The 22,631-nt window shown below is 64.6% G+C and carries 19 protein-coding genes; 10 read left to right on the plus strand and 9 right to left on the minus strand.

Translation table 11 applies throughout. From position 1 onward, the window contains the following. Positions 1-32: 32 nt before the first annotated feature. From BCCGELA001_RS14890 to BCCGELA001_RS14910, 5 genes are read right to left on the minus strand one after another with little or no spacing between them, the layout of a single operon-like run. Positions 33-917 (minus strand): intradiol ring-cleavage dioxygenase, encoded by an 885-nt coding sequence (locus BCCGELA001_RS14890; RefSeq protein ID WP_008554499.1) that lies wholly within the window; start codon positions 915-917, stop codon positions 33-35. Between the two features lie 15 nt (positions 918-932). Further along, positions 933-1,835, minus strand: a complete 903-nt coding sequence (locus tag BCCGELA001_RS14895; RefSeq protein ID WP_060735659.1) for an NAD(P)-dependent oxidoreductase — start codon at positions 1,833-1,835, stop codon at positions 933-935. Positions 1,836-1,856: 21 nt separating this feature from the next. Beyond that, positions 1,857-3,224 carry an amidohydrolase family protein gene (locus BCCGELA001_RS14900; RefSeq protein ID WP_060735660.1) on the minus strand — a complete coding sequence of 456 codons (1,368 nt, stop codon included), beginning with the start codon at positions 3,222-3,224 and terminating at the stop codon, positions 1,857-1,859. 4 nt (positions 3,225-3,228) lie between these two features. Next, complete coding sequence (locus tag BCCGELA001_RS14905; RefSeq protein WP_060735661.1) at positions 3,229-4,308, minus strand: maleylacetate reductase; 1,080 nt, start codon at positions 4,306-4,308, stop codon at positions 3,229-3,231. Next, complete coding sequence (locus BCCGELA001_RS14910; protein WP_008554520.1) at positions 4,305-4,628, minus strand: Dabb family protein; 324 nt, start codon at positions 4,626-4,628, stop codon at positions 4,305-4,307. Before BCCGELA001_RS14910 ends, BCCGELA001_RS14905 begins: the two co-directional genes overlap by 4 nt. Before the next feature lie 107 nt (positions 4,629-4,735). Between BCCGELA001_RS14910 and BCCGELA001_RS14915 the strand changes: the two genes are divergently transcribed. The 7 genes from BCCGELA001_RS14915 (at position 4,736) to BCCGELA001_RS14945 (ending at position 13,207) form a co-directional block, all read left to right on the plus strand. After that, positions 4,736-5,659: a LysR family transcriptional regulator gene (locus BCCGELA001_RS14915; RefSeq protein ID WP_008554522.1), complete on the plus strand. Its 924-nt coding sequence runs from the start codon at positions 4,736-4,738 to the stop codon at positions 5,657-5,659. Between the two features lie 12 nt (positions 5,660-5,671). Beyond that, a complete protein-coding gene (xylB, locus tag BCCGELA001_RS14920; protein ID WP_008554523.1) occupies positions 5,672-7,117 on the plus strand; it encodes a xylulokinase in 1,446 nt (481 codons plus the stop codon). A 130-nt stretch (positions 7,118-7,247) separates the two neighbouring features. Continuing rightward, a complete protein-coding gene (locus BCCGELA001_RS14925; protein ID WP_008554525.1) occupies positions 7,248-8,771 on the plus strand; it encodes a sugar ABC transporter ATP-binding protein in 1,524 nt (507 codons plus the stop codon). Continuing rightward, a complete protein-coding gene (locus BCCGELA001_RS14930; protein WP_060735662.1) occupies positions 8,764-9,801 on the plus strand; it encodes an ABC transporter permease subunit in 1,038 nt (345 codons plus the stop codon). The genes BCCGELA001_RS14925 and BCCGELA001_RS14930 overlap by 8 nt, the downstream gene beginning before the upstream one ends. A 102-nt stretch (positions 9,802-9,903) precedes the next feature. Further along, on the plus strand, positions 9,904-10,851 hold the full coding sequence (locus BCCGELA001_RS14935) for an ABC transporter substrate-binding protein (RefSeq protein ID WP_008554526.1): 948 nt from the start codon (positions 9,904-9,906) through the stop codon (positions 10,849-10,851). A gap of 162 nt (positions 10,852-11,013) precedes the next feature. Continuing rightward, positions 11,014-11,481, plus strand: coding sequence for a MarR family winged helix-turn-helix transcriptional regulator (locus BCCGELA001_RS14940; RefSeq protein WP_008554528.1), 468 nt, complete (start codon positions 11,014-11,016; stop codon positions 11,479-11,481). A gap of 46 nt (positions 11,482-11,527) precedes the next feature. Further along, positions 11,528-13,207, plus strand: a complete 1,680-nt coding sequence (locus BCCGELA001_RS14945; protein WP_060737659.1) for an FAD-dependent oxidoreductase — start codon at positions 11,528-11,530, stop codon at positions 13,205-13,207. On the opposite strand, the gene BCCGELA001_RS14950 is transcribed toward BCCGELA001_RS14945, so the two are convergent. Next, positions 13,194-14,729, minus strand: a complete 1,536-nt coding sequence (locus tag BCCGELA001_RS14950) for a glucosamine inositolphosphorylceramide transferase family protein (protein ID WP_008554533.1) — start codon at positions 14,727-14,729, stop codon at positions 13,194-13,196. The genes BCCGELA001_RS14945 and BCCGELA001_RS14950 overlap by 14 nt on opposite strands. Before the next feature lie 29 nt (positions 14,730-14,758). Continuing rightward, positions 14,759-15,934 carry a glycosyltransferase family 4 protein gene (locus tag BCCGELA001_RS14955; protein WP_008554535.1) on the minus strand — a complete coding sequence of 392 codons (1,176 nt, stop codon included), beginning with the start codon at positions 15,932-15,934 and terminating at the stop codon, positions 14,759-14,761. Between the two features lie 284 nt (positions 15,935-16,218). On the opposite strand from BCCGELA001_RS14955, the gene BCCGELA001_RS14960 reads away from it, so the two are divergent. Then, positions 16,219-18,309 (plus strand): GumC family protein, encoded by a 2,091-nt coding sequence (locus BCCGELA001_RS14960; protein WP_008554537.1) that lies wholly within the window; start codon positions 16,219-16,221, stop codon positions 18,307-18,309. 43 nt (positions 18,310-18,352) lie between these two features. On the opposite strand, the gene BCCGELA001_RS14965 is transcribed toward BCCGELA001_RS14960, so the two are convergent. Next, a complete protein-coding gene (locus BCCGELA001_RS14965; protein WP_008554538.1) occupies positions 18,353-19,699 on the minus strand; it encodes a lipopolysaccharide biosynthesis protein in 1,347 nt (448 codons plus the stop codon). Between the two features lie 87 nt (positions 19,700-19,786). Here BCCGELA001_RS14965 and BCCGELA001_RS37075 point away from each other — a divergent pair, with 87 nt between their 5' ends. Further along, complete coding sequence (locus tag BCCGELA001_RS37075) at positions 19,787-20,086, plus strand: hypothetical protein (protein ID WP_144441317.1); 300 nt, start codon at positions 19,787-19,789, stop codon at positions 20,084-20,086. 76 nt (positions 20,087-20,162) lie between these two features. Continuing rightward, positions 20,163-21,386 (plus strand): FAD-dependent oxidoreductase, encoded by a 1,224-nt coding sequence (locus BCCGELA001_RS14970; protein WP_060735663.1) that lies wholly within the window; start codon positions 20,163-20,165, stop codon positions 21,384-21,386. Positions 21,387-21,412: 26 nt separating this feature from the next. On the opposite strand, the gene BCCGELA001_RS14975 is transcribed toward BCCGELA001_RS14970, so the two are convergent. Further along, a complete protein-coding gene (locus BCCGELA001_RS14975; RefSeq protein WP_060735664.1) occupies positions 21,413-22,549 on the minus strand; it encodes a GNAT family N-acetyltransferase in 1,137 nt (378 codons plus the stop codon). Between the last annotated feature and the right edge of the window lie 82 nt (positions 22,550-22,631).

Here is a 22,631-nt window from a genome sequence, read left to right on the forward strand (position 1 = left end):
TTGCCGGACTCTTGTTTGGTCCGTCGCTCAGCTTAAGCGGCTCTTGCGTTGCTCGCGAGCTGCTTCAAGCCGAAATCGTAGTTGAGATGAAAATACGCGCTGTCCACCATGCGACTATCCGGCGCACGGCCGGCGGGATGACGGACGAACTCGCGGATCAGGCTGTCCTTGACGCCGAACACCACGTCGCTGTCGAGATATTGGTCGCCCGCAACGAACACGTGCGTCACGAGCTGCTCGAAACCGGGCGCTGAAATCATGAAGTGCACATGGGCCGGGCGCCAGGGATGGCGGCCCTGCACCTCCAGCATCTCGCCGACCGGGCCGTCATGCGGGATGGGGTAGGCCGCGGGCTTGATCGACCAGAAATGGAAACGGCCATTGGCATCGGTGTGGAAGCGGGCGCGCATCGCGAGATCGCCGATGGCGTCGAGCTGCTGCACGTCGTAATAGCCGTCATCGTCGGAATGCCAGACGTCGACGATGGCACCCGCCAGCGGCTTGCCGTCGACGGTCGAGACCGAGCCGGTGACAAGCATCGGATCGCCTTCCATCGGCCCGGAGATGTCAGCGCCGCTGTCCTTCTCCGGCGCGGCCTGGACGAAGAACGGGCCGAGCACCGTGGTCTCGGTCGCGCCTTCTGGCACCGGGTGATTGATCGCGTCGACCAGCATGGAGACGCCGAGCGTGTCCGACAGCAGGATGAACTCCTGGCGCTTGTCGTTGCACATGTGGCCGGTGCGGGTGAGGAAGTCGATGCCGTATTCCCATTCCTTCTGGGTCGGCCGTACCTCGCGGACGAAAGCGTGGAGGTGACGCACCAGCGCCTCGCTGACCTCCTTGATCCGCGGATCGGTTGCGCCCGCGATCCGCTCCAATACGGCGTCTGTGATCGTGTTCTCGTTGAAGTTACGCATGGAGGCCTCCGTTGATCACAGCTTCGGCTCGCCAAGGCCGGACAGCCGTTCAAGATGCTTGACGGTCGCGATGAAGTCGGTCTCGCCGTCGCCTTGTGCGACCAGCGAGCCATAGGTCTCGCGCACTTGCGCCGCGAGCTGCAGGGGCACGCCGACGGCATGGCCGGCACCCAGGATCAGGTCGAGATCCTTGGCCATCTGCTTGCAGGAGAAGGTGGACTCGAAATCACGGTTTCGCAGCGGCGCCGTCTTGTACTTCACCATCGGCGAGGCGACTGCGCTGTCGTCGAGCACCTTCAGGATATCCTGCCAGGCAATGCCGCCCTTGCGCGCCAGCGCCAGGCTCTCAGCCATCATCGCCGCCGACACCGCGATCATCAGGTTGACCGAAAGTTTTGCGTAGCGCGCTTCCTCGGCCGGCCCGAGATAGGTCTGGGCGCGGGTGAAGGCGGCAAACAGCGGCTTTGCGCTTTCGAACGCGTCCTTCGGCCCCGAGACGAAGCAGGTCAGCGCGCCCGTGTGCACGATGCTGGCATTGCCCGAGACCGGCGAGCGAAGATAGGCGATGCCGCGTGCCTGTGCGGCGGCTGCGACCTCGGTCGAAGCCTCGACGCTCACGGTGCTGGTCTCGATGAGAACGGCACCGGGCGCCATCGCGGCGATGATGCCGGTCGGGCCGAGCAGCGCGCTGCGCAAGGCGGCATCGTCGGGCAGGGATGTGACGACCGCCGCCTTGCCGCTCACGGCTTGGGCCAGGGATTTTGCAATCGCAATGCCTTGCGTACGTGCCTCGCTGATCCGCGCCGCGCTCTGGTCGAACGCGGTGACGGAATAACCGGCCTTGGCGACGAGCACCGACATCGGGAGACCCATCTTGCCGATCCCGACGAAAGCAACATTGTTCGAAGCGTCAGTCATTGTTCTTGTCCATTGGCGCCGTCAGGCAGCGCGTCCCTGTCGTTCGATGTCTTGCACCAGCCGCTGGCCGGATTGTGCCAGAAGCTGCTTCTTGGCCTCCAGCCCGTCAACCAGCAGCCGGCCATCGCGCTTCTTCCAGGCGCCGCCGATCATGACGGCCTCGATATTGGCAAGGCTCGTCTGCATCACGACGGTCGCGACGGGATCATGCACGGGAAAGAGGTTGAGGTCCGAGGCGTTGATGATGACGAGGTCGGCGAGCTTGCCCGGCGTCAGCGAGCCGATCTGATGCTCGCGGCCGAGCATGCGCGCGCCTTCCGTGGTGATCCAGCGTAGCGCCTCGCGGACGGGAATCGTGGTCGTTGCCGGGATGGTGCCGTTGGTCTTGCGCGACTCCGCATTGTCGAGCGCCCGCTGCATCGAGAGCGCGACGCGAGCGGCGGAGAAGAGATCGCCCGCCAGCACGGATTCCAGATCAATCCCGATCGTCGGCCGCACGCCGCGCGCCACGAGGCGTCCGGTGATCGGGAAGCCGTGGCCCTGGATCATTTCGTTCTCAGGCGTCACCGAGAAGGACACGCCGAGATCGACCATCCGGTCCAGGAGATCATCGGGCAGATCATTGCCATGGACGATGTTGATGCCATTGCCGACCAGGCCAGCCTCGATCAGCTTGTCCCAGCCGCCGGGTGTCTTGGCCGGCCCGCCGCCCTGATGCATTGATGCGATCAGCTTGAGCTCCCGCGCCAGGCGGAAATCGTGCATGGCGACGTCGAGCGTCGAGTAATGCGGGCCGAGGATGGCGAGTCCCAGCGTGACGAGACCATCGCCGTCGGCGAGCGGACCTGCGAGCAGCCGTTCGACCTCGCGGCGCGGATGCGGCACTTCCGAGAAATGCGGCTCGGCCGGCTTCGGCTCGGGTTTTGGCGAGCCGTGGAAGAAGGCGGCGCGGATGCCGCTATCGATCAGGCCGCGCACGGCAGCGTCGGTGTGATCAGGCGTCGGGTTGTTGTGGCACCAGTCAACCAGGGTGGTGGTGCCGCAATTGATCTGGTTCAGCGCGCCGACCAGCGTCGCGATGTGGATGTCCTCGGGCCGGAACACGGTCGCAAGCCCGGCATGCATGCGGCGGAAATATTCCAGCAGAGTCCAATTGGCGGCGTAGCCGCGCAAGCCAGTCTGCCATGTGTGCATATGCGCGTTGATGAGGCCGGGGATGACGATGCGCCCCGTGCCATCGATGATCTCCGCCTCGCCGCTGCCGAGGTCGATCGATGGGCGCACGTCAACGATACGATTTCCCTCGACCAGCACGTCGCCGGTAGGGAGGTCGCCGATCGCGTCATCCATGCTGATGACGGTTGCGGATCTGATCAGCGTGCGCCGCATCGTCTCAAGCCGCAGCTTTGATGGTAACAGGCGGCTCGCCGGCCCAGGCGCGTGCAATCAAGTCGCGAATGGCATTCCGGTCGAGCGCGCGCGGATTCCAGTAGGCATTCGTCACGGCAAGATCGGCCGCCTTGTCGATACCGCTTTCGGGCATGCCGACGTCGCGCAGCGCGAGTTTCGCGCCCAGCCGCTTTGCGAGGTCGAAAAGTCCCTGCGACGCATCGGCCGCGCCGATCGCGCGCGAGATGCGCGCCATCGCATCGGGCACGGCCGGCGCGTTGTAGGCCAGCGCATGCGGCAGCACGATGGTGTGGGTTTCGGCGTGCGGCAGGTCGAAGGTGCCGCCGAGCGTGTGGCAGAGCTTGTGATGCAGCGCCATGCCGACCGTACCTAGGCAGACACCGCACAGCCAAGCGCCATACAGCGCTTCGGTGCGGGCCTCGCGGTCGTCGGCCTTGGCCGCGATCGCGGGGAGGGCGCGCGCGAGCGCGCGGATGCCTTCTTCCGCCATCAGCGACGTGACGGGATTGGTGTCGCGCGCGTAGAGCGCCTCGACCGCATGGGCGATCGCGTTGATGCCGGATGTCGCGGCCAGGCTCGGCGGCAGCGTCAGGGTGAGGTCGACATCATAGATCACGGTCTCCGGCAGGATCGCTGCGTCGCGCACCGTGGTCTTCAGGCCGTTCTCGGTCTGGCCGACGATCGGGGTCATCTCCGAGCCGGCATAGGTGGTGGGAATGCAGAGCTGGTTGACGCCCGTGCGCAAGGCCAATGCCTTGCCGAGGCCCGTGGTCGATCCGCCGCCGAGCGAGACGACGCAGTCGGCCTCGCACGCCGTCATCGCGGCGAGCGCACGTTCCGTGACCTCGACTGGCGTGTGCATGGTGGCGCCCGGAAAGATGCCGGCATAGAGCGGACCGAGCGCCGCACCCAGGCTCTTGCCCTGCGCCTCCTGCTGCGGCGTCGTCAGCACCAGCGCGCGCTTGCCGCCGAGCCGCTCGACTTCGGCCTTTGCGGACGCCAGCGTTCCGCTGCCGAACACGACGCGGCAGGGCAGGTTTTCAAAGGTGAACGAACCGATCATGCGCCGGTCTCTTTGATGGGATAATCGACCTGAAAGCGCCCGATCCGCAAGTCGCCCAGCGCCTCGCGCACGCGCAGATGTTCCGGATGGTTGGCATAGGCGGTCAGTGCCGCCTGGTCGGTAAATTCGGAAAACAAGACCACGTCGCAGGCGTAGTCGACCGCGCTGACGTCCATGCCGACTTCGATATGGGTGAGGCCGTCGATCCGGCCCTTGAGGCCCTCGAACAGGGTCTTGACCTTGACCCGGGCGGCGGAGCGCTCCTCGGGGCTCTCCCCGCGCAGCCGCCACATCACGATGTGCCTGATCGGGCCCGACATTTCCTGATTTCCTCGCCTGCGATTGTGCTTTGTTGGCGCCATTTTGCCTTGCAGAAAGCGGAAATAAAGGTCAAAATTTGTAAGTCTCTTTTCCTAAATTCGCAAAAATGGACCGGCTGCTCCAACTCGAGGTCTTCTCCAAAACCGCTGAACTCGGCAGTCTTTCCAAGGCTGCCGAAATGCTGCGGATGTCGAACGCGGCCGCGAGCCGACACCTCAGTGCGCTGGAGGAGCGGCTTGCGGTGCGGTTGATCGAGCGCAACACGCGCCGGCAATGGCTGACCGAAGCAGGACAGGAATTGCTGCAGCGCTGCAGCACGCTCCTGAACGAGCTCGCCGAAGCCGAGGACGCCGTCTCCGACCGCGCGCTGTCGCCGAAGGGCATGCTGCGCGTGACGAGCTCGCTGTCCTTCGCGATGATCTATCTCGCGCCGATGCTGCCCGCCTTCCGCGCGCTCTATCCTGATCTCAGCGTGCAGATCATCAGCGCGAACCGCTATCTGGACTTCATCGAGGCCGGCATCGACGTCGCGATCCGCACAAGGGAGCACGAGCCGGATTCAAACATCGTTGTCCGCCGCATCGGCCAGATGCATCGTGTGCTCGCGGCAGCTCCGTCATATCTGGAGAAGCACGGCCGGCCCGAACATCCGGCCGACCTCGCACGCCACAACATGCTGATCTACAACCTTGCCAACGATCCTTATTCCTTGCGGCTGAGCAAGGGCAGCACGACGCAGACCATTCGGATCGCGCCGACGCTCGACAGCAATGACGGCCAGATCATCTGTGGGGCGGCGCGCGCGGGGCTCGGCATTTTGATCCAGCCGCTGTACATCGTGCAGAGCGATATCGCGGCCGGGCGGCTGGTGCCCGTCCTGAACGGCTGGGAGCTGCCGCTGCTCACCATGAACATCGCCTATCAAAACCGCGTCAGGCTGCCTGCCAAGATCAGGGTGTTCTCGGACTTCCTGGTCAGCCACATCCGCGAGCATTCGCAGCCCGGAATCTGGATCGACGCGGCGAAGTGAGCGGGAGGATCCATGTATCTCGGCATCGATCTCGGCACCTCTGCGGTCAAGACCATTCTCGTCGACGATGCCCAGCGCGTGATTGCAAGCGAGAGCCGGCCGATCGCGACCGTCTCGCCGCAATCGGGCTATTACGAGCAGGACCCCGCGCAGTGGATCGATGCGACCTTTGCCACGCTGGATGCCCTGAAGGCGTCGCATGCCGGCGCGCTGGCTTCAGTCAAAGGCATCGGGCTGTCCGGCCAGATGCATGGCGCCACGCTGCTTGATGCGAGCCTGAGGCCGTTGCGGCCCTGCATTCTCTGGAACGACGGACGCTCCGCTGCCGAGTGCCGCGTCCTGGAGCAGCGGTGGCCCGCCTTGCGGGCGACGACGGGCAACAAGGCGATGCCGGGCTTCACCGCGCCGAAGCTGTTGTGGATCGCAGCGCACGAGCCTGAGATATTTGCGGCGACGAAGCTCGTTCTGTTGCCTAAGGCTTATCTGCGCCTGGTGCTATCAGGCGAAGTCATCGAGGACGTCTCCGATGCATCGGGCTCGCTCTGGCTCGACGCGGCGCGCCGGGACTGGTCGGACGCGGCACTGGCGGCGACCGGCCTGTCGCGTGATCACATGCCTCGTCTGGTCGAGGGATGTGCGCCCGCAACGACATTGCGCAGCGAGCTCGCGCGGCGCTGGGGCATGACCGGAGAGCCAGTGATCGCGGGCGGCGCCGGCGACAATCCGGCGGGCGCCGTCGGCATCGGTGCGATCCGGCCGGGAGCTGCGTTCGTGTCGCTGGGAACCTCAGGCGCCATCATGGCACCGACCAACGCGATCGCCGCCAACCCGGACCGCGCGGTGCACACCTTCTGCCACGCCATTCCCGGCATGTGGATTCAGGCCGGCGCGATCCTCTCGGCGGCCTCGTGCCTCGCCTGGGCCGCGCGTCTGTTCGGCATCAGCGAGGCCGAACTGCTGGCGCCGCTTGGATCGCGTCCGCACGGACCGTCGCCCGTGAGCTTCCTGCCTTATCTCGCCGGTGAGCGCACCCCGCACGACGATCCCGACGTGCGCGGCATGCTCGACGGCTTGAGCCATGGCACAGATCGCGCGGCGATCGTGCAGGCGGTCCTCGAGGGCGTTGCTTTCGCGCTCGCGGATTGCCGCGATGCGCTCGCGGATGCCGGTATTGCGATTACGGAAGCTGACGTCATCGGCGGTGGTTCGCGGTCTCGGTTCTGGCTCGCAGTGCTGGCGAACGTGCTGAATGTTCGGATCCATCGCTTCGCCGGAGGTGAAACTGGCGCGGCGTTCGGTGCGGCGAGATTGGGGCGGCTTGCTGTCACCGGTGAGGCGATCACGGCCGTGTGCACACGACCGCAGCGCATCGAGTCGTTCGAACCTGACACTGGGCTGACCGATGCCTATGCCGAGCGGCTTCCCGCATGGCGCGAACTGTATCGGCCGCGCCACTAGCATCGCCCCGATGTTGCATTCCCGTGTGTTCGGTATTGCCCTGTGCCGCCGCCTTTTGTTTAATGCGTGAGCCGCGCTGACACGAAGATCGAGACGCGGGTGGGAAACGCATTGTGCGCCGGGAGGCACGATGAACGATCCGATCCTCGAGATGCGTGGGGTCTCAAAGTCCTTCTTCGGCATCAAGGCGCTGCGCTCAGTCGATCTCACAGTCTATGCCGGCGAAATCCATGCCTTGATGGGTGAGAACGGCGCCGGCAAATCGACGCTGATGAAGATCCTGTCCGGCGCCTACAGGCCTGATCCCGGCGGCGAGATCCGCATTGAGGGCAGGGTGGCGCGGATCGAAGGGCCGCTCGGCGGGCGCGCCGCCGGGATCTCCATCATCTACCAGGAACTGTCGCTGGCTCCCAATCTCAGCGTAGCCGAGAATATTTACCTGGGACGGGAGATGTCGCGATCAGGTTTTCTGGCGCGCGGCGCCATGCGCGAGGGTGTCGGCCCGATCCTGAAGCGGCTGGGCGCAGACTTCCTGCCATCGACGCTGGTGGCGCATCTTTCCATGGGCCAGCGGCAACTGGTCGAGATCGCGCGTGCGCTGCACGCGAGATCGAAGATCCTGATCATGGACGAGCCGACCACCTCGTTGTCGGCCGCGGAAAGCGAGCGGCTGTTCACGCTGATCCGCCAGCTCCGCTCCGAGGGACTGGCCATCATCTACATCTCGCATCGCATGGATGAGGTCTACGCGCTCGGCGACCGTGTCACCGTGCTGCGCGACGGCCGGCTGGTCGGCTCGCTCGACAAGCCCGACATCCGCGCCGACACCATCGTGCGGCTGATGGTCGGGCGTGATGTCTCATCGTTCTACAAGAAGGATCACGATCCGGAGGCGGGGCGGGGGCATCCCGTGCTCGCGGCGGTCGACATCGCCGATGGCCAGCGCGTCAAGGGTTGCTCGCTTACCGTGCATGCAGGTGAGGTGGTGGGTCTCGCCGGCCTGATCGGCGCCGGCCGCACCGAGCTTGCGCATCTCGTCATCGGCGCTACGCCGCGAACGTCAGGCCATCTCGAACTCGAGGGGTGTCCGATCGACATCCGTAGCCCCGGTGCGGCACTCGAGGCCGGCATCGCCTATCTGACCGAGGACAGGAAGGCGCTCGGCCTGTTTCTCGACATGTCATGTCTGGACAACATCAATCTGGCCGTGCTCGCGCGCGATGCGAAGCTCGGCTGGTTCCTGGACCGCGACAAGGCGCGCGAGCGGGCCGACCGGGCGTTCGCGGGGCTCAGCATCCGCGCTGCCAATATCGGCGTCCCCGCCGGTGGACTGTCCGGCGGCAACCAGCAGAAGGTGCTGTTGTCGCGGCTCCTCGCCATCGGGCCGAAGGTCCTGATCCTCGACGAGCCAACGCGCGGCGTCGACGTCGGCGCCAAGTCCGAGATCTATTCGATCATCGACAATCTGGCCAAGGCTGGCACCGCGATCCTCGTGATCTCGTCCGATCTGCCCGAGATCATCGGCATATGCGACCGCGTCCTCGTGATGCGTGCCGGGCACATCGCCGGTGAGGTGACGCGCGGCTCCAATGCGCCCCTGACACAAGAAGAAATCATGGCGCTTGCCACCGGGATGGAGCAACTCGATGCCTGAGAATGGTGCTTCGGAGGTCCAGCCCGCCCCGACGACGAATGGTGCTGCCGCCGAGACAAGGCGCCAGCGGGTGAGGGTGCTGATCAGCGCGCTCGGCATGCTGCCGGTGCTGCTGATCCTCTGCATCGGCTTCCACCTGTTGTCCGAGGGACGCTTCTTCACCGGACAAAATCTCGGCATCGTGTTGCAGCAGGCCGCGGTGAACACCGTGCTCGCCGCAGGGATGACCTTCGTCATCCTCACCGGCGGCATCGACCTCTCGGTCGGCTCGATCCTGGCGGCCTCCGCGATGGCGGGGTTGACGCTGTCCAAGCTGCCGGAGCTCGGGATGCTGTGGCTGCCAGCGGCGCTGCTGACCGGCCTCGGCTTCGGGATCGTCAATGGCGCGCTGATTGCGCTGCTCCGCCTGCCGCCTTTCATCGTCACGCTCGGCTCTCTCACGGCGGTTCGCGGTCTGGCGCGGCTGCTCGGGGCGGACACCACCGTGTTCAATCCATCCATTCCCTACGCCTTCATCGGCAACGGCTCGCTGACGCTCATCCCCGGCGTCGCCTCGATCCCGTGGCTCTCAGTGATCGCCTTGCTGGTCATCCTGGTCTCGTGGCTGGTGCTGCGCCGGACCGTGCTCGGTGTGCATATCTATGCAGTGGGCGGCAATGAAAGCGCGGCGCGGCTTGCCGGCATCAAGGTCTGGGCGGTGCTGATCTTCGTCTACGGCATCTCCGGACTTTTCGCCGGGCTCGGCGCCGCCATGCAGGCGGCGCGGCTCTACGCGGCCAACGGCCTCCAGCTCGGTCAGTCCTATGAGCTCGACGCGATCACCGCCGTGATCCTCGGCGGCACCTCCTTCGTCGGCGGCATCGGCTCGATCTGGGGCACGCTGGTCGGCGCGCTCATCATCGCCGTGCTCTCGAACGGCCTCATCCTCATCGGTGTCTCCGACATCTGGCAATATGTGATCAAGGGCCTGGTGATCATCGGTGCCGTTGCGCTGGACCGCTACCGGCTGCAAGGCTCCGCCAGAACCTAAGGCTCCGCCAGAACCTGAGGTTCCGCCAGAACCTGATGCGAAGTTCCGTTGCGGCAACTGGTCTGCCGCGCCGGGGACGAAGACAGACCAGGGAGGAAGTCCATGTTGAAGACGATCATGCTTACCGGCGCCGCCATGGCGCTTGCCCTAAGCACCGCGCCAGCCTTCGCCAAGGAGCTCAAATCGATCGGCGTCTCGTTGGGATCGATGGGCAACCCGTTCTTCGTCGCGCTGTCGAAGGGCGCCGAGTTCGAGGCCAAGAAGACCAATCCCAATGTGAAGATCACGACCGTCGGCTTCGAATACGACCTCGGCAAGCAGGTCACCCAGATCGATAATTTCATTGCTGCCGGCGTTGACCTGATCCTGCTCAATCCGGGTGATCCCAAGGCGATCGGGCCGGCGATCAAGAAGGCGCAGGCAGCGGGCATCGTCGTCGTCGCGGTCGACACTGCGGCCGAAGGCGCCGACGCCACCGTGACCACGAACAACGTCCAGGCGGGCGAGATCTCCTGCCAGTACATCGTCGACAAACTGGGAGGGAAGGGCGACGTCATCATCGAGAACGGGCCGCAGGTCTCCGCCGTGATCGACCGGGTCGTCGGCTGCAAGAATGTGCTCTCGAAGAATCCCGGCATCAAGGTGCTGTCCAGCGATCAGGACGGCAAGGGCTCGCGCGAGGGCGGTCTCACCATTGCGCAGGGCTATCTCACCCGTTTCCCCAAGATCGACGCCATCTTCGCCATCAACGATCCGCAGGCGATCGGCACCGATCTTGCGGCGCGCCAGCAGAACCGCACCGGCATCGTCATCACGGCGGTCGACGGCGCGCCCGACATCGAGGCTGCGCTGAAGGATCCGCAATCGCCGCAGATCCAGGCCTCGGCTTCGCAGGATCCGTTCTTCATGGCGCGGCGGGCCGTTCAGGTCGGTGTCGGCATTCTCAATGGCCAGAAACCGGCCTCGACGGTCGAGCTCCTGCCGTCCAAGCTGGTGACCAGGGACAACGTCGCCGAGTACAAGGGCTGGACGTCGGATCGTTCTCAGTAATCGCCGCCACGTAGCGGTCACGCCTAGATGCGCGATGACGGGCGGCGTCTTGATCGACGCCGTTCGCTAACTCATGTGCGATGATCGGCTATGCGAGCGCCGCCGGCCTGCCTCTTGTGTTAGCTTGGCGCGATCTCGATCGTCGATTCGGAAGCATAGCTCGTGAAGGCAAGAACATCCGGGACCGCGTGGCGGCACGCCAATGTCGGCCGCCTGCTCAACAACGCGGTGCGGCGTTTCGAGGGCCGGGTGCTCGAATTGATGAGCGAGCGCGGCCACGACGAGACGCGCATCGCACATGTCGGCCTCACGCGCAATCTCGACGTGGAGGGGACGCGGCTCACCGAGCTCGCCCGCCGCGCCTCCATGAGCAAGCAAGCGATGGGCGAGCTGGTCGACCAATGCGCCGAGCTCGGTCTCGTCGATCGCGTCGCCGATCCGACCGACCGGCGCGCGCGCATCGTCATGTTCACCCCGGCCGGGCGCAAATGGCTCGATGCATTCCGCGATGCGGTCGACATTGCTGAGCAGGAGATGCGCGCAGAGCTCGGCAAGGCCACGATGGATGCGATTCTGAAAGGGCTCGCGGTCTACGGCGCGGAGTTCGACACGTTGGATGATGCCGATTAGTCAGGCGGCTTGACGATTTCGTCAGGTAACCTTACCATGCACGATGATGCTGGTAGGGAGAAGCGTCTTGGAGACACGTCTGACGGCCGCGGTGCTCATCGTGGGCGGGGGCCCCTGCGGACTGATGCTGGCCAACGAGCTCGGCCGGCGCGGCGTGTCCGCGATCCTGGTCGATGAAAAACCCGGCACGGCGTTCAATCCGCAGGCCAATGCGACGCAGGCGCGCTCGATGGAGCATTACCGCCGGATGGGCTTTGCCGACGAGATCAGGCGGGAGGGTTTGCCTGCGGACTATCCGACCGACGTTGCGTATTTCACGCGTTACGCAGGTTATGAGCTGGCGCGGTTCGCGCTGCCGTCATCGTCGCGGGCAGGTGAGCTCGTCAAGGGCCTGTCAGGCTCCTGGAGTGCCGCGGAGCTGCCGCATCGGGTCTCGCAGAAATATGTCGAAGCGGTGCTACGCCGCCACGCCGAACGGCTGCCCGGCATCAAGCTGAATTATGGCCATAGGCTCATCGGTTACGTCGAAAGCGATGCCGGCATCGTCGGCGACATCGAGCGTCTCGACGATGGCAGTCGCTGTCAGGTCCGGGCCGACTTCCTGGTTGGCGCCGACGGGCCGCGCTCGATGGTTCGTCAATCGCTCGGCGTCACCTATGGAGGTGAGACCGGGATGCAGCGCGATTTCATGGGCGGTCGCATGCTGGCGGTCTATGTCCGCTCGCCCGATTTCTACGCGAGCATCCCACACGCCAAGGCGTGGATGTACAATTGCTTCAACGGCGATCGCCGCGCCTTCATGGCATCGGTGAACGGGCGCGACGAATTCGCGTTCCACACCCAGCTCCGGCCGGGCGAAGACGAAAGTGCGATCACGGTCAACGAGGCCAAGGCCGCATTCCAGCGCGCCTGCGGAGCGCCGATTGACTGCGAGGTGTTGTCGTTCCTGACCTGGACCGCTGGCCACGCGCTGGTCGCGAACGGAATGCAGCGTGGCAGGGTCTTCCTCGGCGGCGATGCCGCGCATCTGTTCACGCCGACGGGAGGGCTCGGCTACAACACCGCGATCGAGGATGCGGTCAATCTCGGCTGGAAGCTCGCAAGCGTCGTCAAGGGCGTCAGCCCACTCGCCCTGCTGGACAGCTACGAGATCGAGCGACGTCCGGTGGCGCTTCGCAACACGGATTATGCGCGGCGCTTTGCCGACTCCCTCGGCCTGTTCGCGCCCGCGCCGGAGATCGAGGATGCGACGGACGAGGGCGATGAGGCACGGCGGATTGCCGGTGCCTATCTCGAACGGCACGCGCGCGCCGAATTCAACATTCCAGGCGTCACGTTCGGCGGACGTTATGACGGCTCGCCGATCATCATCTCCGATGGCAGCCAGCCGCCGCCCGACGCTGCGAACGTCTATGTCCCGAGTGCTTGCCCCGGCGGCCGCGCACCGCATGCGTGGCTTGAAGGCGGCGTGTCCCTGTATGACCTGTTCGGGTTCGAGTGGACCCTGCTTCAGTTCGGCGACGTCGAAACGGCTGACGCGGCAGTCGCTGACGCCGTCGGCATGCTCGGAGTCGACGTGAAGCTCGTCACGCTGCCGGAATCCATGCGCGATGTTTACGAGGCGGATCTTGCTTTGATACGCCCCGACCAGATCGTGGCCTGGCGCGGCGGCGCGTCACAAGCCGGCACGATTGGAGGCGTCCTTAGCCGGGCTAAAGGACAGTAGAAGGATTGGCGCGCGCACGTAACACGGCCGATGGAGACTTGCTCGCGAAGGCGCTGGTCTTGGGTTGTACACGCGACCCGTCGATCACCTCGAGCCGGCCGCAGCGGTTCAGCGTATGCAGCTTCCGGCCGGGCCATGCCGGTCCGGGCTTGATGGCGTGGCGGACGGCCTGCCTGAATGTCGTCGGCGACAGTTCGACGATTTCCGCCAGCGCAAGCGCTGCGCCGTAACCGTCGGCACAATTCTGAACCGGGCGCCACAATTTGCCATCGATGGTGACAAAATGCCCTGCCGGCCGCGTGGTCGCACGATCGATCAGGACCGGATTGCTGGCGTGGGGCAACCAGGGGCCGAGGAGGTGGTCGGCGCAATAGATCGCCAGCGAATCCGAATAGCCGCCCGTTCCGTCGCGCCAGGCTCCAAACAGATAGTGCAGGCCGTTGTGCCGGGTGATCGTGGCATCGGCGAGCTCGAGGCCGGACAGGAGCGTGGTGTGCCGCTCCCACTTGTCCGGAAAGCGAACGCATTTGTAGAGCGCGACGTCGCCATGGGTCGAGCTCTCCGGGATCATCCACAACACGCCATCGTCCTCGATCAGGAACGGATAGGAGAGATGCCAGGGCTCCTCCAGCACCGGCACAACATCGCCCACCGGGCCTGCATCGTTGAACTCGATCGCAGAAATGGTGCCTTTTCCAACCCGATGATCGAGATCCTCGAAGAAGACGAAAGTCCGCCCCTGCCATGTGATGGGAAACGGATCGGCGTAGAAGCGATGGCCGGGATCGCCGAGGACATTCCAGCCTGGTCCTGACAGATTTCCGCTTTGCCAGACGCCTGGGCCGTCATTGAAGCGCCATCCGATATGCCAATGCGGGGCATAGCAGCAGAGCCGATAGATCTCCTTGGCAACCGATACGGCGAGGCCGCGCGCGACATACGCCGCCGGGTGCCGGACGGTGCCGTTTCCGGCTGGACGCGCCAATTGCGGCACGATGCGCGGGCGCTCCGACAGGATGGCCGCCACCATGGTCAGGGTTCGCGCCATGACGGTTTCGAGCGCGCCGCTGAGGCCGGCTGCGATCTCTCCGGAAGGGTGACCGCGATCGAGGACGGCACCATCGAAGTCGTTGACGATCTCGATCACCGGAAGATCACCGGCGAGAATGGCGGCGAGCGCAGCGTTTTCACCTGCGGTTCCATTGAACAATGGGCGCAGATACAGCCGAGCAGGACATTTGGGATCCCGGGCGCCGCCGGTGAAATCGACGACCACGTCGGGCGTGCCGGCGCGCGCCGGCGTGCGGTCCGGGATGATGTTCAGCTTGCCGGCGCCGTTGCGTTTGCCCTTGTGCAACACCAGGCGTTCGAGTTCGAACAGTGCGTCCAGGCCGCCGGGGCGTGGCTGCGCCGTCGCCGTCCAAACGATCTGAACAGGGACATCCTTGCCGTCGACCGACAGCGTCTCGCGGTCCATCCATCGCCGCGCATGCTCACGTTCACAGCGAAACTCGATGATCATGTCGAGCCAATCTATTCCAAGGTGCCCCGTCAAATGACTTGGCTGAGAAGCCGAACGTATTCCTCCACCATGGCATCTACCGAATAGCGCAGCCGCAGGCCTTTGGCGTTTTGTCGCAGTTCGTCGCTCAGTTGCTGATCCGTCAAAAGGCTGGAGACGGCTGCCGACAGCTTCGTATGGTCGGACGCATCGACGAACAGGGCCGTCGGCTTTCCTTCGAAGGACAGCACCTCGCGCAGCACGGGAAGGTCGGTGACGACGGAGGGAACACCGGCGTTTGCGGCCTCGACCGCGGCCAGGCCGAAGGTTTCGGCCTGCGTCGGAAACACGAACACGTCCAGGCAGGCGAGAAAGTCCGCCATCCGGCGCGGCGGGATTTCGCCGAGCAGATATAGCCGGTCCGACACCTTCAGATCGTCAGCCAGCTGCTTCAGCCGGGCTTCATCGGCGCCTTGTCCGGCCAGTGCGAGGTGCCAGGACGGTTCATCCGGTAACAGACGTATCGCCGCATCCAGTCGCTTGTGCGGGTGCAGGCGTGCTGCGCAGCCGAGCAGGATATGATCCCGCGGCAGATTGAATTCCTGACGTGCAGCTTCCTTCGACAGGGTGAGCGCCTTGTCGTCGAAGCCGTGCGGCACGTGGACCATGCGCGAGCGATAGGCCGCGGGATAACGCGAATATTCGCGCTCCATGTCCTTCGAATTGAGCGTGATGCGGTCGAAGAAGCCGAGGCTGCCCATGACGATGTCGGCCGTGCGGACCGGCCAGCTCATCGACAGCGCGGACGAGACCTGGTTGGCGATGACGGGCGCGCGGCACACGAGGCGCGACACGCCGGCGCCGATGACGTTGCCGAAATGCTGGAACGTCAGAACGGCGTCGGGCCCGGTTGTCCTGATATGGCGGCCGAGCGTCCACAGCATTCGCAGCAGAGCCAGCGGATGCCCCGGCCGGCCCGGGGCGCAATAGAGCGTATTGGGCGGCTCGTCGAATGAATCCGACTTGCGGAAGAAGAACAGGTTGGTGACGCGGTGACCCCGCGCGGAGAGACCGGCGCCGAGCAGCCTGGTGATCTCCTGAGCGCCGGCGTTTTCGGCCTGGGTCTGTACGAGAAGGACGTGCAGCTTCCGTCCGTTGCCTCCGGACGGGGTGAGTGCTGTCGCCGTCGTCTCGCCCAACTCCTTGTTTGGCTGGTAATGGAGCACGGATCCCGACCCGCTGAAGAAACGAAATTTTCACCTTGCTTGATCCCGTACCTACCATGCGGGCATCCGGCGGACATCGACTAGCAACAAACGGAGTTAATGCATCGGAGGTCGGAACAGTGTTGTCGCCGGAGAATCCTGGTGGTTTCCAAGGCAAGCGAAGCGAGCGCATTAACCAATTGGTCATGGTCGCGCGAGGGATGGGTAACCCCGGATTAACCATAGATATTTACGGTGGAGCAGGCCACTGAACAGTGTTCGCCAGTTGAATCCGAGTAAAGTCCATGACGTTCGGTCGCCGCGCAGACCCGACAAGTTCCGGATCGACCGGCATTGCCGCGTCGTGGGAGCGGAATTCGTCGAACGGTGCGGCCGGCAGGACCGCCGCCCGCGCTCGCGGCGCGCTGACTGTGGCCGCTTCGCTTGCCTTCCTTCGCGAAAATGCCCGGCGGATATTGACGCTCGCTCTCGCGATCTTCGCGTTCGGCGCAGTCGTTCTGCTGGTGATCCCGACCCGTTATGCCGCGACCGCACTGGTCGTCGTCGATCCGCGCGAGCAGCGCATAACGACGGAGCAGGACGTCCTGCCGGGCATTGGACAGGACAGCGCCGCGCTGCAAAGTCTGGTCGAAGTGGCGAAGTCCGACGGCTTCCTCAAGCCGCTGATCGAAGAGCTCAAGGTCCGCGATGATCCGGACCTTTCCGGCGGATACACCGATCCTGCGCGCCTGCTCGAGCGTTTCCGCAACCGCCTCGACATTTCCCGTCGTGGGCTGACCTATGTCATCGCCTTCCGGTTCACCTCGAACCGATCGGAGCGGGCCGCTTACTACGCCAACGCCATTGCCGAGGCGTTCGTCGCCAGACAGAGCCGTATCCGCAGCGAAGCCACCGACGAGGCCGCGGACTGGCTCGGCGGCCGGCTGAAGACTTTGAGCGACCGGCTGAAGGCGTCGGAGGACGCCGTCGCCGCGTTCAAGCTGGAGCACAGGATCGTCAACGCCGGCAAGGATGCCACGACCCAGCAATTGCGGGTGACCGAGCTGTCGCAGCAGGTGGCTGCTGCGCGCGTGCGGACCGAGGAGGCCAAAGCTCGCTACGAGCAGGCGCAGCGCGACGTGAAAGCGAATGTCGAGAGTCCCGTCAGGCAGGATCTCCTCAGCGCGCTGCGAGCCCAGCGATCGGCGCTCAACGATCAGATTGCGCAGAAGCGCGCGGTGCTCGGCGATCGCCATCCCGATCTCGTGATGTCGTACGGCCAGCTGAACGACCTCAACAGACAGATCGAGGTCGAACGGAAGAAGGGCATCGACACCGCAAAGTCGGAATACGAGGCCCAGCGCGATCAGCAGAAGGCGCTCGAAAGCCAGATGAAGGCGGCTGAATCGCAGCTCCTCGTCGATGGTCAGGCCCTGGTGAAGCTCCAGGAGCTGCAGCGCGACGCCGAGGCCAACAGGAACATCTACGAGCAATTCCTGTCGCGGTCCAAGACCACGAACGAGCAGCGCCTGCTGCAGAGCTCTCAGACCAAGGTCGCTTCGCTTGCCATTCCGCCGTTGCGCTCGACCCTTCCGCCGCTGCCTTTGCTGCTGGCCGCGCTCGCGATCGGCTCGCTGCTGACATCGACCGCGGTCGTCGTCGCAACGGGGCGCGGGCCGGACAAATCGGTTCCTGATGCGCGCGATCCCGAGCCGGCTCCGCGCCAAGCTGAAGCGTGGCCGCGTCCGCCGGTGTGGACTCGCATTCCCGACCTCGTGCCCGCCGAAGCGCCGCGAAATATCTGGCAAGGACCGGTGTCCGCGGTGGAGCTCGATCTCGGTCCCCACCTCCTGCCGCTCTTCGACAGGCTGGAGAAATTGCCGGGCTCTCTGGGGAAGGTCGTTCTCGTGATGTCGGTCGGAAAGCGTGCCGGCGGCAACACGGTCGCACGGTCGCTGAACCGATGGGCAGTGAACAGGGGAAAGCTGAGCGTCCTGATCCGTGTCGAACCAGATCTCGGCGGTGCCAAGATCGCGTCGGCCATGGGTCCGGCAGACGGCATGACCACGGCAGATTTCCGCAGCGTCGACGAGCTTCTGAGCGCCGGCAGGCTGCCCCAGCCGTCGCCCGCGGACGATATTCGTTCGGAATTCGATCTGATCATCGTGCACGCAACATCGCTTGCCTTACAGCCGGAGGTGGCGGCCCTGGCTGCTCATACCGATCTGGTCGTCCTGGTCGGTCGCGAAGACGCAATCGATTCAGCCGCGATGCGCAGGGTGACGGCGGCGCTCTCCCGTTTCGGCGGCGTGCCGACCGGTATCGTCGTCAATCACGTGCCCGCAGATCCGTCGTCGGCTCAACGGCGCGGTGAAGCGCTCGGCTTGGTCGGCTGACGGTCGCCGGGCTGCACCGTTCTTGCGGCGTTTGAGCGCGATCCTAATCGCTAGTGTCGGCGCCGTGGACTGCGTAGGTGCCGCGTTTCGATCCGCCAAAGCGCAACAGCGCGAGAATTGAGGGATCGACTCCGGACCGCTGGCGGCACAGCACATTGAGCGCGATGGTGGCAAGCGACAGCGACACCGTGGCGGAGATCGCCGCGCCAAGCACGCCCAGCCAGGGGATCAGCACGACAAATCCGACAAGTCGCAGCCCTACGTTCGCTGCGACGACGGGAACATAGATGCGCTCGTGGCCGGTGAGCTGCAATATCGCCGCAGACGGACCGCCAGCTGCCTGAATCGCCGTTCCGATCGCGAGCACGATCAGGACCCAGTGCTGCGCGGCGAAATGAGGCCCGAACAGGTTGAGAAGATAGGGGCCGCCAATCCAGATCAGGACAAGGCCGCTGATCACGCAAAGCCCGGTCACCTCCGCCATCAGCTTGAGCGTCCGCTCGAACTCGCGATGGTTTTTGCTGAAGTACAGCGAAGGAAGCCGGCGCGCACCGAAGCTGTAGAGCGCTGCCGACAGCATGGCGAAGATGTTGGCAAGGCGCGAGGCGGCGAAATAGACCCCGGCGGTCGCCGGATCCAGCATCCAGTAAACCAGAATGACGTCAAAATACTGGTTCGCGGCTTCCAGAACGGACGCGATCCAGAAATGCAGCGCGCTCGACCTCCAGCGCGACGGCTCGTAGCGTGCCGCTGTGCCGCTGAGATCCGGCAGAGCTCTTGCGACTGAAACGACCTGTGCCCCGAGGCCGACAGTCATGGCGACCGTCATGACCGCGAACAATTCGGCGGGATCGAGCCGGCCATGGCCTAACAGGATTGCGAGCAGGAACAGGACGACGCCGACCCGCCAGAAGAACTCCCTGTTTCCTTCCCCCATCAGGATACTGACCAGCGAGCGCGCAACCTGGCTGCCCAGCATCAGCCCTGCATTCACCGCAGTATAGGCGGACACAGCGAGGATCAGCAGCCACCAGTCCCCCTTCACGTACGCTGCCGTCGCGATCGCGCCGATCACGATCAGCATTGCGAGAGAGGAGATCTTCAGGCTCGACCGCAGGATACCCTTGGTGAGATCGAGCCGATTTCCGACCTGATACTCATTCAGGAAGCGCACCAGGAGGGCTTCCTGGCCGACCAGGCCCACGACCGATGCAATCTGAGCGACCGAAAGCCAGGTTGCAAAGATGCCGAACCCATCTGGCGACATCGTCCGCGCCGCAAGCGAGAACAACGCAAACGCAAATGCGCCGCTGCCAACCTTGAGAAGGATGGTGCCGGCGACACCGCGCGTCACATCGCGCCGCATGAATTGGATGATGGATTGGATCATGGGGATTAAGGGGTGAGTCTCCCCTGAAGAGAAAGGCTCCGATACCGGCACCAGCCTAGCATGCCGAATAACCCCGAGTGTTAATACGTGGTCGAGGATTCAGCTGGCCAAAGCGGCGCCGCCGCCAAGTCGATTGCTTCACGATGGTACATCGCCGTCTCCATTGTCCCAGATCAAGCAAAGCCCGGTTTGACCGAACGGCGGCACTGGGCCGCATCGGCGACTGAAGAAGGTGCGATCAGCCGCTTGAATGCGGAACGGCTCGCCGGAATGGCCGCCGATCTGCCAAAGCGTGAACTTTGCAGGGCCTCCCGAGCAAAGTCCGTGCCGGGATTTCGCGTGTCCAGATCAATCTATTGGCTCATTAACCTCGATCTGCGGAAGTGATCGCATTCGGCGCCTTGATGCGACATCAGGCGAGGACATTGCACATGGGGCCGCGTTAACCGTGGGAGCCTGCACCATGACGTTGGAGAGAGCCGTGTCCGAGTCGATCGACGCTGTCGGGAGCGCGACGATCGCGATGGATGTCGCGATCGTCGGCGGCGGCCTCGCGGGATCGCTGGCGGCGGCGGTTCTCGCGCGGGCAGGGCATCGCGTTGCCTTGGTGGACAAGCGCGCCGTCTATCCGGACGAATTCCGGGTCGAGAAGATCGGAGGCCCGCAGCTGGACGCGTTCCGCAGGCTGGGCTTCATCCGTGGGCTCGCGAGCGTTGCCTGTTCATACGATCGCGTGCTCAACATCAGGGAGGGCAAGTTGGTCGATGTGAGCGTCGGTCAAGCCTACGGGCTTCCCTACGCCGATCTCGTCGCCATGGCGCGCAGCCAAATGCCCGATCCAACCAGCCTGATCGTCGACGAGGTCACTGCGATCAGCTCGAGCGACGACATCCAGCATCTCGAACTCGCTTCCGGACGGCGGCTCACTGCGCGCCTCGTGGTTCTCGCCACGGGCATGGCCGGAGCTCTCAGCTACAAGCTCGGCATCAGGCGGCGCGTGCTGGCTGCGGGCCATTCGGTCTCTTTCGGATTCACGATCGCCCGGCGCGACGGTGCGCCGTTCGATTTCGAGGCGCTGACCTGCTACGGCGAGCGCACGGCGGACGGCGTCGACTATCTCAGCCTGTTTCCGGTGCGCGCGGGCATGCGAGCGAATCTGTTCATGTTCCGCGATCCGACCGATTCCATCATGCGCGAGCTGCGCCGCGACACGGAAGCGACGGTTCTGCGCCTGCTGCCGGGACTACAGACCTATCTCGGCGATTTCCGCGTGATCGACCGCGTTCAGAACTGGGTGATGGACCTCTCCGTCGTCGAGGGACATCTTCAGCCCGGAATCGTGTTGATCGGCGATGCCTTCCAGACCAACTGTCCCGCCGCCGGAACCGGCGTCGCGCGCCTGCTGGTGGACGTCGAGCGTCTTTGCACCGAATATGCACCGCGGTGGCTCTCAACTCCCGGCATGGACCGGCAGAAGATCGCGGAGTTCTACGCCGATCGCGATAAGCTCGCGGCAGACCGGCAATCGCTGAAGATGGCGCGATTCCGCCAGGCCCTGACGTCGCGCGACGATATTGGCTGGGACGTGCGGCGGCGGCTGCACTTCCTGCGTCGCAGTCTCACCCATCGGGTCGAGCAGATGCGGCCAGGCTGGCTCGCGCAGGTCCGCAGCGCACTTCGGGCCTGAGCATCGCGGCCGGCGCCGCACGCTCGTCAGCGCGTCGGGGTCGAGGTATGGGGCGGCTGGATCCTGAATTCCGACATGCGCTTGGCGGCGAGTTTGAGCCAAGGAGCTTGCTTCAGGGCGAACAGCGCAACGGTGCCCGCGGTGCTGCCGGCCTGCGTGACCGCCCACATCGGCGACGGCTGCGCGCCGAACAGCTTCTTGTAGGGTTCGTCGCCTATGGTGAAATCGAGCATCTGATCTCCGCGCTCGATGCAATCCCTCGCCACCTGCTCGAACATCAGGGCGCCCAGGGATTGGCTCTTGTATCCGTCGATATCGAAGGCGCTCATGATGACGTGGTAGGTGCCCTGGTGCGACAAACCGAGTACCGCGGCGATCACGTCGCCGTCCATCTTCATGGCGTAGAGCCGCACGAAGGAGTCGAGGCCGCGGAGCGCCACGTCGGAATAGAAATCGAAATATTCGGGGCGCTGGAGCAGGTCTCCATCGCCCTGTGACTGAAACCGCGGCCCGCGGAATCTCTTCATCACCTCCAACGCGTCGCGTGTGGAGGCACCGTCATTGCAGCAGGAGAAGCTCAACGCGCCCTTCCTCTGGAGCTGACGATACTTCTTCGCGAGCTCCTTCTGATAGGAGCGATCGATCGCACTCGCCCGCCATTGCTCGAACGGCGTGATGAGGACGGTCGCGTAGGCATTGGTGTCCATCGAGATGCGACGGGGCGCGGCCAGGAGGGTCTCGATCGGAAGCCGCCCGTTGGGCAGCTTGGTCATGCGGAGCAGATCGAAAGGGCGGAGGAGGCGCTGAAGCTCCGCGCATGCGCTCTCGTCCTCGAGCAGTTGGGAAAACACCTCCGGGCTGCAAACCGGCGCCAGATAGTCGGAGACGCGGAGGTCGGCGAACTCGACGGTCCGTATCGGACCTCGCCGGATCCGCAACAGAGGCAGCACCATCGCAAGCGCATGGGTCTTGCGACGGCGGACGACGACAATGAGAGGCGTGGCACCCGCATGAGGCGCCAGCCTGGTGTACAGGCTATGCAGCCAGAGCGGGTGCTGGAACGCGGTGGCGGCGGAGTTGTCGAACAGCTCAGCGTATTCCGGGGACGCAAAGTCAAACGTCTGCTCGATGGCGATATCGAATGTGCTGCTAGGTCTGTTCATGGGTAGCCAAGGAAACCGGACGATTCGAAATTCGATCGAGCTCGGTCCGGGCTTTATAGCAGGGTCGTTACGAGCGACATAC

Source organism: Bradyrhizobium sp. CCGE-LA001 (assembly GCF_000296215.2).
Lineage (GTDB): Bacteria > Pseudomonadota > Alphaproteobacteria > Rhizobiales > Xanthobacteraceae > Bradyrhizobium.